A 12,630-nucleotide genomic window follows, 5' to 3' on the forward strand; every position below is an offset into this window, starting at 1 on the left:
CAGTCCTCGTCCGATTCCGGACGACTAGACCTCCGTTAGGAGGCCTGGCCGCCGAAGATGTCGATACGGTTGCCCTCGGCAAGGGTCACGATGGCGCGCTTGGTGTTGGCGCGCTTGCCGAAACCGGTCTTGGTGCGCTTGCGCTTACCCTGCCGGTTGATCGTGTTGACCCCGGTGACCTTGACCGAGAAGACCGCTTCCACGGCCTGCTTGATCTGGGTCTTGTTGGCGCCGGGCGCGACGATGAACGTGTACTTGTTCTCGTCCAGCAGCGCGTAGCTCTTCTCCGAGACGACCGGCTTGATCAGCAGGTCGCGCGGGTCGGTGAAGGTCTTGCTGGTAACGGTCGCCTCAGACATCAGGCGTCGCTCCCTTCGGTCTCATCGGCCTTGGGGCCAGACACGAAGGACTCGAGCGCGGCCTGGGTGAAGACCACGTCGTCAGAGACGATCACGTCGTACGTGTTCAGCTGGCCCGGCTCCAGGATGTGAACCTGGGGCAGGTTGCGGGCGGACAGCCACGCGGCCTCGTCGGCACGCTCGACGACCAGGAGCAGGTTCTTGCGCTCCGAGATCTTGCCGAACAGCGTCTTGGCGGCCTTCGTGGAGGCGGCACCCTCGACCACGCCGGTGACGACGTGGATGCGGGAGTGACGCGCACGGTCCGAGAGGGCACCGCGGAGGGCGGCGACCTTCATCTTCTTGGGGGTCCGCTGCGAGTAGTCACGCGGCTGCGGGCCGTGGACGACGCCACCGCCGGCGAACTGCGGAGCGCGGGTCGAACCCTGACGGGCGCGGCCGGTGCCCTTCTGGCGGTACGGCTTGCGGCCACCACCACGGACTTCGCCACGGGTCTTGGTCTTGTGCGTGCCCTGACGGGCAGCTGCCAGCTGGGCGACAACGACCTGGTGGATCAGCGGAACGCTGGTCTTCGCGTCGAAGATCTCCGCGGGGAGCTCGACGGTACCGGCCTTGTCGCCTGCCGGCGAAAGGATGTCAATGGTGCTCATTACCTCAAGCCCCCTTGGCCGCGGTACGGACCAGGACGAGGCCGCCGTTCGGACCGGGGACCGCGCCCTTGATGAGCAGCAGACCCTTCTCCGCGTCAACCGCGTGGATGGTCAGGTTCTGGGTGGTGACGCGCTCGTTACCCATGCGACCGGCCATGCGCATGCCCTTGAAGACACGCCCAGGGGTGGCGCAGCCACCGATCGAACCGGGGGAGCGGTGCTTGCGCTGCACACCGTGACCGGCGCCGAGGCCCCGGAAGTTGTGCCGCTTCATGACACCGGCGAAGCCCTTGCCCTTGCTGTTGCCCGTGACGTCAACCTTGACGCCGGACTCGAACACCTCAGCAGTGATCTCCTGGCCGAGCGTGTACTCGCTGGCGTCGGAGGTGCGGAGCTCCACCAGGTGGCGGCGGGGGGTGACGTCGGCCTTGGCGAAGTGACCCTTGAGGGGCTTGTTCACCTTGCGCGGGTCGATCTCGCCGAAGGCGATCTGGACCGACTCGTAGCCGTCGATGTCGTTCGTACGGACCTGGGTAACGACGCAGGGTCCGGCCTTGACCACGGTCACCGGGACGACACGGTTGTTCTCGTCCCAGACCTGGGTCATGCCGAGCTTCTCGCCCAGGACGCCCTTGATCTGCTTTGCCATCTTCTCGACGCCTCTCAGAGCTTGATCTCGATGTCAACGCCGGCCGGAAGGTCCAGGCGCATCAGCGAGTCAACGGTCTTGGGGGTCGGGTCGAGGATGTCGATCAGGCGCTTGTGCGTGCGCATCTCGAAGTGCTCGCGCGAGTCCTTGTACTTGTGCGGCGACTTGATGACGCAGTACACGTTCTTCTCAGTGGGCAGCGGCACCGGGCCCGCGACCGACGCACCAGTGCGGGTCACCGTCTCGACGATCTTCTTCGCCGAGGAGTCGATGACCTCGTGGTCGTAGGCCTTGAGCCGGATGCGGATCTTCTGTCCCGCCATGGCTACTCCGTAGTCCTGTCTCTATGTGGAAACGCTCTGGCTCCCGGTCGGCTGCGGGACGGATCCCGCCGCTTCCCTCCGACCCACGCGGTCGGGCGTGTCGCACTCCCTCTACAGAAAATTCCCATACGGAAATTCCCTCGTCCAAGGGGGTGCGGTCCCTGTGACCGCGTTTCGGGGGAGAAACACCCACCGAGCGCCTGGTGGGCACCGTGCTGACACTTCCCAGAAGATTCCCGTACGTCCGCCCCCATTGCTGCCCCGGAAGGCAGATTAAGGACGACGAGTACTGTGGGACTCGCTTCCGGTCCTCCCGGCGGGAGGCGCGCAGCATCGGCACTCAGCCGAGCAACTTGAGTAGTCTGCCATACGAGGCACGTACCTGGCCAATCGGGCGGAAGAGAATACCCCGCCACGCTGAGTGGTCAAACCGCACCACGCACTTCGCCTGACGGGGTGACTCCCCCGGTCAGGAGCGGGTCACGGTCCCGCACCCCTCGCCCTCGATGCCCCTGCTGCGGTCGTACGGGTCCACGGCGGGCCCGGTGGGCGCCGGCCCGGTCGGCGCCTGGGCCGGGAAGTCCGGGTGCAGGAAGCCGTCGGCCGCCTTGCACCCGACGTTCGACCACTCCGAGAGGTACGAGCGCAGCTGGAGCCTGCCCCGGGTGGCCTCCCAGCGCGCCGGGTCGAGCAGGCTCAGGGTGATCTGCCGGCGCACGATGGTGCGCTGCACGCTCGTGCCCCCCTTCGTCATGGGGTGGACGAAGGTGTAGTCCGTCACCACGAGCAGTTCCCCGGGCTCCCCCTGCTCCGCGCGCATGCTGCCGCGCACCTTGACGACGTCGCCGACCGGCTTGACCTCGGCCGGATCGAAGCGGGTGAAGAGCAGCACCGGGGTGTCCTGCTCCGTGGGCTTCGCCAGGTACTGCTCCAGCCGCTGCGGGATCTCCGGCTGCCGGGGGTCCAGGAGCGCCAGGGCGGCGGCGGGCCGCTCCCCGTGCAGGGTCGCCGGGTCCAGGTTGGCGGAGACGAGGAACTGCTTGGTCTTCTGCAGCGCGTCCGCTACCTGCTCCTTGGACATCCCGCCCACGGCGGCCGCCTCGGGGACCTCGATCCCGGCGGCACCGTCGGCCCACTGGAGCGCCGGGGAGCCGCGGAAGGGGTCCTGGAGGGTCGGCTGGTCGGGGGACGACGGGGGCGGCGGCGCGGTCGGGCGAACCGACTCCGCGGGCAGCGGAGCGGCCTTGGCGGCCTCCTGCCGGTCCTCGGCCCTGCCGGTGAGCCGGTCGATCACGAGCTCGGGCCGTACCGCGACCACCGTGAGCCCGGCGATGAGGGCGATGGCCAGCACGGCCTTGAGGCGCCGCGGGCGCCGGCGCTCCTGCCATGCGGGCCCGGTCCGCCAGCCGGGCGGTTCCTGGCCCTGCGCGGCCCGCAGCCGCCCGGTCACCATCCGAGCGCGCGCGGACGGCTCCCGCGGCGCCGGGGCCCTCCCCGCGGCGGCCTCCTCCTGGAACCTGGCCCACTGCTCGTCGGAGGGCCCCTGTCCGCCGACCGTGCTGTCGTTGTTCCCCATGTTCCCCATCCCCTGGCCCCTGAAGTGCGGGAAGGGCCCCGCACCGTGTGGTGCGGGGCCCCTCACCTGTGGAAAGACGTGCTCACGCCATCAGCTGAAGTAGCCCGTGATGTCCGCGATGAGGTCCACGGACCCCGAGTTGTTGTAGAAGCTGACCTTTCCGTCCACCACCGGGACGACCACCAGGTTGGGGATCGTGAGGCCGCGGGTGAAGTTCAGGTTCGAGGCGCTCGAGCGGGTCGTACCGCTCGGGTACACCGACACGAAGCTGGCCTCGGTCGGGTTCGTCGCCGTCACGTTCAGCACCACGGCCTTCACGCCGGTGGCCGGGATGCCGCCGACGCCCGCGACCGGCAGCGTGACGACGCTGCCGCCGGCCACCGGGCCCTGGCGGACGCCGAGGCCCGCACGGGTGTCCATCAGGCGCTTGGGGCCGAAGTTCGCGTGCATGGCGCCCGTGGCGCTGTCGGAGAAGTAGCCCGTGATGTCGGCGATCAGGTCGACGGTGCCCTGGTTGTTGTAGAAGCTGACCTTTCCGTCCACGACCGGGACGACCACCAGGTTGGGGATCGTCTGGCCCGGGGTGAAGTTCAGGTTCGAGGCGCTGGAGCGGGGCGTACCGCTCGGGTACACCGACACGAAGCTCGGCTGCGTCGGGTTGGTCGCCGTCACGTTGAGGACCACGGCCTTCACACCGGTGGCCGGGATGCCGTCGACGCCCGCCACGGGCAGGGTGACCACTCCGCCGGTACCGACCGGGCCGGCCGGAACGCCCGTGCCCGTGCGGGTGTCCATCAGACGCTTGGGACCGAAGTTGGTCTGCGTGGCGCCCTCACCGTTCGAGGTGAAGTAGCCGGTGATGTCGGCGATCAGGTCGACGGTGCCCTGGTTGTTGTAGAAGCTGACGGTCCCGTTGATGACCGGCACGACCACCAGGTTGGGGATCGTCTGGCCCGGGGTGAAGTTCAGGTTCGACGCGCTGGAGCGGGTCGTACCGCCCGGGTACACCGACACGAAGCTCGGCTCGGTCGGGTTCGTCGCCGTCACGTTCAGCACCACCGCGGTGGGCGTACCACCGGTGGCGGCGGCCACCGGCAGGGTGACGACACCGCCCGCACCGACCGGCCCGGCCGCAACGCCCAGGCCCGTACGGGTGTCCATCAGGCGCTTCGGGGAGAGGGGCACGTACTTGGCGGGCTTGACGTCCGCCTCGACGGTGACCGCGAGGCTCGTGGAAACCTTGCCGTTCGCGGCGGTCGCCTTGACGCGGACCTCGTGGCGGCCGTCGGTCAGGGCGGCCGTGGCCTTGCGGGCCGAGGCGTCGGTGACCGCGACGGCCTCGCCGTCGACCAGCAGCTCGAACTTGTTCAGCTGGCCGCTCGCCGTGCTGGTGGTCCAGTCGACGGTCAGGGCCGCGCCGCTGGGCAGCGTGGCGCCCGGCGTGGCCGCCGTCCCGTTCACGGAGGCGATCTTCAGCTGGGCCGCGGGGCCCGACTTCCGGATCGAGTCCAGCTGCGGGTAGAGCTGGTTTCCGGGGCACTGGGTGTTGAAGCCGTCGCGGTGACCCGAGACGGTCTTGAAGGTGTACTGCTGCTTCTCGGTGAAGGTGGTACCGAAGAAGTTGGTCTGGGTGACGCCGGCGGTCAGCGTCGTGGTGCCGTTCATGTCGCCGTCGTACTGGCCCAGCTTGTACGCCGCGACCTTGGAGATGCCTTCGAGCGCGGCGGCCGAGGCCCCGGCGGACGTGTAGTCACCGAGGACGGCGACGCTCGTCGACTCCGCGTTCCAGCCGTAGGTGTGCGCGCCCTGCACGGGCTGGTCCACACCGCCCTGCCGGCCCTCGAAGAGCGTGCCGCACTTGTCGACGAGGAAGTTGTAGCCGAGGTCCCGCCAGCCGTTGGTCTTCACGTGGTAGACGTGCAGACCGCGCACGATGGCCGCGGACTCGGAGCACTCGTAGGGCGCGGTGGACGCCGTGTGGTGGACGAAGAGCGCCTTGACCTTCGCACCGGGCAGGTAGAGCGGGCCCTCGTTGTTCAGGGACTCGTCCGCGCCCCACTGCACGCGCGAGACCACGTCCGGCCGCGGGGCGGTCGACTCCGGTCCCGGCGTCGTCGGCGCGGGGTCCACTGCGGGCAGCGCGTAGGCGGCGGGGCCCAGGCTCAGGCTGCCCTTCTTCTTGGCCTTCGTGGCAGCGGCACCCGGGTCCACCAGGTTCAGCTCCATGCCGGCGGGCAGTTCGGCGGCGCCGCCGCCCACGCGCACCTCGGCTCCGTCGGACGGGCCGACCCAGACGGGCTCGGTGGCGCCGCGCAGGCCCGGGCGCTTGCCGTCGAGGCCGGACTCGGCCTGCTCCAGCACCTTCCACTTCGACCACTTGCCGGTCTCGGCGTCCCGGGTGCGGGCCTCGATCTTGCCCTGCACGTCGGCCTCGGGGTCGCTCCAGGAGACGCCGAGGAGCCCGAAGGGCTCGGTGTCCTGCTGGGAGAGGACGGCCTCCCCCTTGCCCTTGGGCTTCAGGGCGAGCATGTGCAGCTCCCCCTCGACCGGGCCCTTCTCACGGGCGCCCGCGCTGTACGGCGAGACCTCGCCGTCGCCGGCGTCGATACCGTTGGCGACGCCCTGGATGCCGAGAACCGTCACGACACCGAGCGCGGCGGCCAGCGCCGTCCCGCGCACACGACCTAGTTTCAAGTTGTCCCCAACCCCTGTTGTGAGTCGCCAGAAGACATGCCTGACCGGCCGGATGCTACTGGCCCCCGATGTCGGCTCGAACAGGGGGGTGGGTGTTGGGCGAACACGGGTGCGGATACGCGAGGACCCCCGGTCCGCGGCGAAGCGCGGGACGGGGGTCCTCGGTCGGGCCGGAGGCTAGACGGCCTAGTTCGCCTTCTGCCCCTCCTGCTGCTGCTTCTGCTGGCGCTTCTGCTCCTCCTGCTGCTTGTGCTGCTCCCTCTGCAGCTCCGACAGCGGTGCCTTGCGGCCGCAGACGGCCTGCCAGTTCAAGGGGCCGATGCCGCCGCACCAGATGTAGCCGCGGTCGGGGCTCTGGCGCCAGTCCTTCGTCACGATGTCCTGGCACTGGCCCCCGGGGGCGAAGCGCGGGCAGCGGCCGTCGGCCTTCTTGACGGTGTGGGCCCGGTAGGCGTCGATGCCCATCGACATCTCGTTGGACTGCGGCATGTACCGGTTCACCGACCAGGAGGCGCCCATCGTGGCGAACAGGGCGATCGCGCACACCATGCCGGCCGACAGCTGCTGCACCACCCGTCGCGGAAGGACCCGGGCCGCCGGTTCGGCGCCCGCGGGCCGCAGCGTGCGTTCGGCCCATCCGGAGCCGCGGTGGACCACGGCCATCATGCCGAGGACGGCCAGGATCATCAGGCAGTACATGATGATCCACGTGGTGCGCGGGTAGAGCTGCACCGCCTTGTCGTGCGCCATGTGCGAGGCGAACCAGAAGCGGACCAGCCAGGCGCCGGCCAGGGTGGCGGCGGCCGTGCGCACCATGATGTTGCGCAGCCCCAGGCCCACGCCGAGGCCCACGGCGAACAGCAGCAGCAGGGCGAAGCCGCTCTGCCCCGCCATCTCGCCCGCCACCGGCCAGTTCTGGTACTCCAGCTGCCCGGACCGGTCGGACACCCAGCCCAGGACGTACGCCGGGTCGACGTACACGGCCAGGAAGCCGTAGCGGTCCGGATGCTGCGAACCGAGCCGGATCATCTGGTAGAGCAGGGGGGCGCCGACGACACCGGCCGTCAGGAGGGTGATGCCGACGAACGCGGCGGCCCGCTTGACCGCCGTCCGACCGGCCCGCCAGGGGAAGAGGAACAGCGCCAGCAGGCCCACGCCGGGCGCGGACCAGACGAACCAGCCGGAGTACCAGAGGAAGACCACGCCGAAGACGAGGCCCAGGAGCGCACCGCGCAGCAGGCTCGGGCGCAGCGGCCGCGAGGCGGCCCGGCGCATCTCGCGCAGGCAGACACCGAGCAGCGGCAGCAGCACCAGCATGGAGACGTGGCTGTACGGGCGGATCGGGTCGAGGAAGAGCACCGCCGACGGCACGGCGATCAGCAGGGCCCAGAACGGCCGCAGCAGCAGCCGCCAGGCCAGGTACGTCATCGGGCCCGCGATCGCGGTGAAGAAGATCTGGAAGTCCTTGAGGGCGAACCCGGTCCCGCCGGGCACGTCGTGGCGGAACTTCGCCCAGACGGCCATCAGGCCGGGGAAGAGGGGCGGGTAGATGCCCGACATGCCCTCGCCGTGCAGGAACGAGTTGGCCATGTCGATCAGGGCGCCCGGGTCGCCCTCCTGACCGCCGAGGCCCCAGGGCGTTCCGCGCAGGGCGACGACCACGCCGCCCGCCACCACACCGGTGGCCAGGCCCGCCAGGGCCGCGCAGACCAGGCGCTTGACCAGCTGGTGGCGCAGCAGCGTGCCGCGGTAGGCGGTGTAGAGCAGGACCGCGAGCAGCGGCAGGCCGAGGACGGCCACGTACTGCTGGAGCTTGGCGAGCCCGCTGACCTGGCCGATGCGCACGAGCGGGTTCACGCTGATGTGCGTGCTCAGCAGCGTGAACCCGAGGGCCGCCACCAGGCTGACCACGGCCTCGGCCAGCGGCAGCACCCACCGCCGGGAGAGCCACGCCCGGCTCCGTGAAGGGGACAGACGGCTCTTTCCTTCCGCTGTCGGGGCGGGGCGGGGCGCCGGGGCGCCGGCCTCACCGACCTCCTCGGGGGCCAGGTGTGTCATCTCAGTCCCGTTTCGTGGTGTGCGGTCTCGGCTCAGTTCTGGCCGGAGGTGAACGCGTGCTTCGCCAGGGTGCGGGCGCCCTCCCGGTGCCCGCGGCGCAGTGCGCCGGGGAGCATGGTGAGCGCGTGCAGGCGGGAGGCGCTGTGGAAGCGCGCCGCGCGGGCCGCCTTGGGCCAGCCGCGCGCGTCCATGCGCGCGGCGACCGCGGCGAAGTACCGCTCGGCCTCGGCGAACCGGGTTCCGGAGAAGGCCTGCACCGAGGACTCGCTGACCGCGTGGCGACGGTACTGGAAGACCGTGGTCGAGTTGTCGATCACCATCTCCTCGCCGCTCTCCAGCAGGTCGACGACCAGCGCGAGGTCCTGGATCACGGAGTAGTCGTCGCGGAAGTTCACCTTGCGCAGCGCCTCGCCGCGCCAGGCGATGGAGGGGAAGTACAGCCAGTTCCCGCGCAGCACGCTGGCGGCCAGCTCCTCCCCGCCCATCAGCCGGCGGCCCTTGACCTGCGGCGCGTACAGCCGCTTCTTGGTGTTGTCCGCAAGGCCCTGGGAGACCCGGCCCGTGCCGTCGATGACCTCGACGCCCGGCTGGACCATGCCGATGCCCGGGTGGGCGCCGATGATCCCGCGGACGGTCTGCAGGTAGTGCGGGTGCAGGATGTCGTCGCAGCCCATGATGACCACGTAGTCGGCCTCGGAGAGCTCCACGCACTTCTGGAAGTTCTTGGTGATGCCGAGGTTGCGCTCGTTGCGGGTGTAGTGGACCCGCTCGTCGCCGAGCTGCTCGAACCAGCCGGGCACGCCCGGCTCCTTGCCGTCGTCGATGACGACGAGCCGGAAGTCCCGGTCGGTCTGCGCCAGGACGCTGCGCACGGCGTCCTGCATCAGCTGCACGTCCCCGTAGTAGGGGAGCATGAAGTCGAAGGTCACCATCGGGCGTCAGGCCTTCACGGAGTCGGAGCCGGCGCCCGCGCCGGTGCCCGGGGCGGAGTCCTGCCCGAGGCGCTCGTCGTTGTGCCGGACGCCCTCGTTGATGGCCACGGTCCGCGCCAGGTCGGTGATCTTCTTCTCCAGCGACCGGAAGCGCAGGAAGGTGTTGAGCGTGAGGAAGCCCATCGCGAGCACCATCACGTAGAGCACCAGGTCGGTGCCTCGGCCGACGCCGAGCTGCTGGGCGAGCCAGGTGACGTCCGTCGGGCGGAGCACCGCGTAGACGTTGACGACCACGAACACGGAGAACGCTATGCGCTTCCACGCCCGGTTCTTCGCCTGGCCCCAGGTCCGGATGAACATGAGGGCCATGGACACCGAGCCGAGGATCAGCAGCAGCTGGATCCAGAAGTACTTCATCGACGCCCACGCTCCCGCAGCGAAATGTCAAAAAGGATGTTGACGCCGTTGATCAGGGACTGACCCTTGGCGCGTGAGTAATCGGTGTAGAGGATGTCCACCGGGACCTCGGTGACCCGCAGGTCGGAGCCGGCCAGGAAACCGACGAGCTCGGACGCGTGCGCCATGCCGTTCATGGTGATGTTCAGCTGCTCGGCGGCCTCACGGCCCAGGACGCGCAGACCGTTGTGCGCGTCGGTGAGCTTGAGCTTGCGGGCGGTCGGGCTGACGGCGGCGGCCGTGCGCAGCACCACCTGCTTGATCCACGGCACCTGGCCGTTCTGCTCGATGAAGCGGGAGCCGAGGACGACGTCGGCCTCCCCGCGGCGCAGCACCGCGACCATCGTCTCGACGTCCTTGGTCTGGTGCTGACCGTCCGCGTCGAAGGTGGCGAAGTAGCGGGCGCCGGGCTGGGCGAGCGCGTACGTGAGTCCGGTCTGCAGGGCGGCGCCCTGGCCCAGGTTGACCGGGTGGCGCACCAGGTGGGCGCCGGTCGTGGCTATGTGCTTGGCCGAGTCGTCGGTGCTGCCGTCGTCGACGACGACGATGTTGGGGAACGTCTTGCGGGCCCCCTCGACCACGTCGGCGATCACCTGGCCCTCGTTATAGGCCGGTATGACCAGCCAGACATCGTCGTAATCGGACACGGTAGCTCCAGCGGAACGGGGCACAAACGAGTGCTCGGTGATCGGTGTGACGTCGTGGGCAGGCATGGCTATGGTCCGACCGCACCTACGCCCAGGCTGCCTGTGTCGGCGGTCTGCCCGGGACCTTCGGTGGCGGCCGCAGCCGCTCCGGGGAAGCTCAGCCTCAGCGCTGCCAGCATAGCGAGCACGGTGGCCAGGGAGCCGAGAGCGTAGGCAACGATCACGCGCAGGGCCACGTCCCCGGGTATCAGGGTGATGCCCACCAGGACCGCGGTGCCGAGGACCCAGCAGAGCAGCTGCAGGTTGTGCCGCTTGAATACCATGAGCGCCTGTCCGAGGACCATCGCGAACATGTACGCCACGGTGCCCGCGGACATCAGGAAGAAGTCGAAGCAGCCCAGCCTCGGCTTGGCGTCGAAGAGCACCTCGATCAGCCAGGGCCCGAGCGCGGTGGCGGGCACGCCGCCGAGCAGGCCGAGCCCGCCGACGACCAGCGCGATCCGGCGCAGCATCGCCCAGAACGCGGCCCGGTCGCCGGCCGTGAAGGCCGCGGTGAGGCCGCTCAGCAGCGAGGCCTGCAGCGAGCCGAAGACGAAGAGCGGCACCCGCGCCAGGACGAGCGCGCTGAGCAGGGCCGCGATCAGCACGCTGTCGGCGGGGGCCAGCAGCTTGGTGCTGACGACGGCCGCATTGACGACGGCCTGGGACAGCAGGGTCGCGCAGATGAGCAGGCCCAGGCCGTTGCACAGCTCCCGCCAGGCGATCGGCTCGCCGGGTCCGACCGCGCGCAGCAGCGTCGGCAGGGTGACCAGCGTCGCGGCGATCGGAGCCAGGGCCAGCACCAGGCTGAAGGCGAGCGCGGAGTGCAGCCCGAGCAGCGCGCAGCCGAAGGCGAGCACGATCCGCAGGCCGCCGTCGACGGCCAGCTGGGTGCCGTACGCGGCGAAGCGGCCGAGGCCGGCCAGGACGCCGCGGGTCAGGTAGCAGACGGCCATGCCCGCGAAGGCTCCGCCGAGCGCGCCCACCAGGGCGCGGTCGCCCTGGAAGAGCAGGTCGGCGATCGGGCCCGCGCCCAGGCCCAGGACCAGCAGGGTCGCGCCGAGCATCGCCCCGGTCAGCAGGGTGGCGCGGCGGAGCACCGGGGCCGCGCCCTGGCCGAGGACCGCGCGGGCGGAGACGATCCGGGTGAGCTCCTGCTCGATGGGGAAGAAGACGCCGATGCCGACGGACATCACGATCGTCCACAGCACGGAGACGTTCGCCATGTCCTGTGCGGACAGGCTGTGACCGGCCACGCCCAGGTGGACGTAGGAGGCCGCGCCGAGCACGACGGTGCCGCCGGCCACCGCGACGGTGCCCGGCGGCAGCGCCGCGGTCAGCTTGTTCAGCAGGGTTCTCATCCCGCTCGGCCGTCCCGGGCCTGGTCGGCCAGTGCGGCGAAGACGGGGGTACCGAGGGCCTCGGCGAGCTGTTCCCGCCAGTCGGCGAGGGGTGCCAGGCCCGCTTCGTCCCACGCGTCGTGCGCGAGCACGCTGAAGGAGGGGCGGACCGCGGGGCGCACGAAGGCCTCGGAGGTGGTCGGACGGATCCGCTCCGGGTCGAGCCCGCTCAGCCGGTAGGTCTCGCGGGCGAGCCCCATCCAGGTGGTCCGGCCGCTCGCAGTGCCGTGGTAGATCCCGCCCATGGCCCAGCCCTTCAGCGCCGCCTGGCCGAGCTCGACCAGGTGGCGGGCCAGCGCACGGGACCACGTGGGCTGGCCGTGCTGGTCGTCGACGACGTCGAGGGTGTCCCGTTGCGCGGCCAGCTTCAGCATGGTGGCCACGAAGTTGGGTCCGTGCTCGCCGTACAGCCACGCGGTGCGCACCACGTAGCCGTCCTGCGGCAGGAGTTCGGCCACGGCCCGCTCGCCGACCAGCTTGCTGCGTCCGTAGGCGTTGACCGGGCCCGTCTCGGCGTCCTCGCGGTACGGCTCCGAGGCGTCGCCGGGCAGCACGTAGTCGGTGGAGACGTGGATCAGGCGCACGTGGGCGGCGGCGCATGCCTCGGCGAGGACGCGCACGCCCGTGCCGTTGACGGCGGTGGCGGCTTCCTCGGCGGTCTCGGCGCCGTCCACGTCCGTCCAGGCAGCGCAGTTGACGACCACGTCGACGCCCTCGACGGCGGCCCGGACGGCTGCCGGGTCGGTGATGTCGAGGTCGGCGCGACCCAGGCCGACGGCCTCGATGCGGGAGTCCTTCAAGGCGGCCAGGACGTCCCGGCCGAGCATCCCGGCGGCGCCGGTGACGA

At 70.5% G+C, this 12,630-nt stretch carries 12 protein-coding genes; all 12 read right to left on the reverse strand.

Features of this window, described 5'->3' with window-relative positions:
* Positions 1–35 precede the first annotated feature (35 nt).
* Complete coding sequence (gene rplW, locus AB0D44_RS02115; RefSeq protein ID WP_007265901.1) at positions 36–359, reverse strand: 50S ribosomal protein L23; 324 nt, start codon at positions 357–359, stop codon at positions 36–38.
* The gene (gene rplD / locus AB0D44_RS02120; protein WP_031152736.1) at positions 359–1,009 is read right to left on the reverse strand and encodes a 50S ribosomal protein L4; all 651 of its coding nucleotides are present in this window, start codon (positions 1,007–1,009) and stop codon (positions 359–361) included. The genes rplW and rplD overlap by 1 nt, the downstream gene beginning before the upstream one ends.
* A gap of 4 nt (positions 1,010–1,013) precedes the next feature.
* Positions 1,014–1,658, reverse strand: a complete 645-nt coding sequence (gene rplC, locus AB0D44_RS02125) for a 50S ribosomal protein L3 (protein WP_007265899.1) — start codon at positions 1,656–1,658, stop codon at positions 1,014–1,016.
* A 14-nt stretch (positions 1,659–1,672) separates the two neighbouring features.
* The gene (gene rpsJ, locus AB0D44_RS02130; RefSeq protein ID WP_003948644.1) at positions 1,673–1,981 is read right to left on the reverse strand and encodes a 30S ribosomal protein S10; all 309 of its coding nucleotides are present in this window, start codon (positions 1,979–1,981) and stop codon (positions 1,673–1,675) included.
* A gap of 469 nt (positions 1,982–2,450) precedes the next feature.
* Positions 2,451–3,557, reverse strand: coding sequence for a hypothetical protein (locus AB0D44_RS02135; protein ID WP_362583031.1), 1,107 nt, complete (start codon positions 3,555–3,557; stop codon positions 2,451–2,453).
* 90 nt (positions 3,558–3,647) lie between these two features.
* Positions 3,648–6,236: a peptidoglycan recognition protein gene (locus AB0D44_RS02140; RefSeq protein ID WP_362583034.1), complete on the reverse strand. Its 2,589-nt coding sequence runs from the start codon at positions 6,234–6,236 to the stop codon at positions 3,648–3,650.
* A gap of 201 nt (positions 6,237–6,437) precedes the next feature.
* Positions 6,438–8,309 carry a hypothetical protein gene (locus tag AB0D44_RS02145; protein ID WP_362583037.1) on the reverse strand — a complete coding sequence of 624 codons (1,872 nt, stop codon included), beginning with the start codon at positions 8,307–8,309 and terminating at the stop codon, positions 6,438–6,440.
* A gap of 32 nt (positions 8,310–8,341) precedes the next feature.
* Positions 8,342–9,241: a glycosyltransferase family 2 protein gene (locus AB0D44_RS02150; RefSeq protein WP_362583040.1), complete on the reverse strand. Its 900-nt coding sequence runs from the start codon at positions 9,239–9,241 to the stop codon at positions 8,342–8,344.
* A gap of 6 nt (positions 9,242–9,247) precedes the next feature.
* On the reverse strand, positions 9,248–9,658 hold the full coding sequence (locus AB0D44_RS02155) for a DUF2304 domain-containing protein (RefSeq protein ID WP_362583042.1): 411 nt from the start codon (positions 9,656–9,658) through the stop codon (positions 9,248–9,250).
* Positions 9,655–10,344 carry a glycosyltransferase family 2 protein gene (locus tag AB0D44_RS02160; protein ID WP_362583044.1) on the reverse strand — a complete coding sequence of 230 codons (690 nt, stop codon included), beginning with the start codon at positions 10,342–10,344 and terminating at the stop codon, positions 9,655–9,657. The genes AB0D44_RS02155 and AB0D44_RS02160 overlap by 4 nt, the downstream gene beginning before the upstream one ends.
* Positions 10,345–10,412: 68 nt before the next feature.
* A complete protein-coding gene (locus AB0D44_RS02165) occupies positions 10,413–11,744 on the reverse strand; it encodes a hypothetical protein (RefSeq protein ID WP_362583047.1) in 1,332 nt (443 codons plus the stop codon).
* Entirely contained in the window at positions 11,741–12,610 is an 870-nt protein-coding gene (gene rfbD, locus AB0D44_RS02170) for a dTDP-4-dehydrorhamnose reductase (protein WP_362583404.1), read from the reverse strand. Before rfbD ends, AB0D44_RS02165 begins: the two co-directional genes overlap by 4 nt.
* Positions 12,611–12,630: the final 20 nt, after the last annotated feature.

This window comes from Streptomyces sp. NPDC048349 (genome assembly GCF_040651925.1).
Lineage (GTDB): Bacteria > Actinomycetota > Actinomycetes > Streptomycetales > Streptomycetaceae > Streptomyces.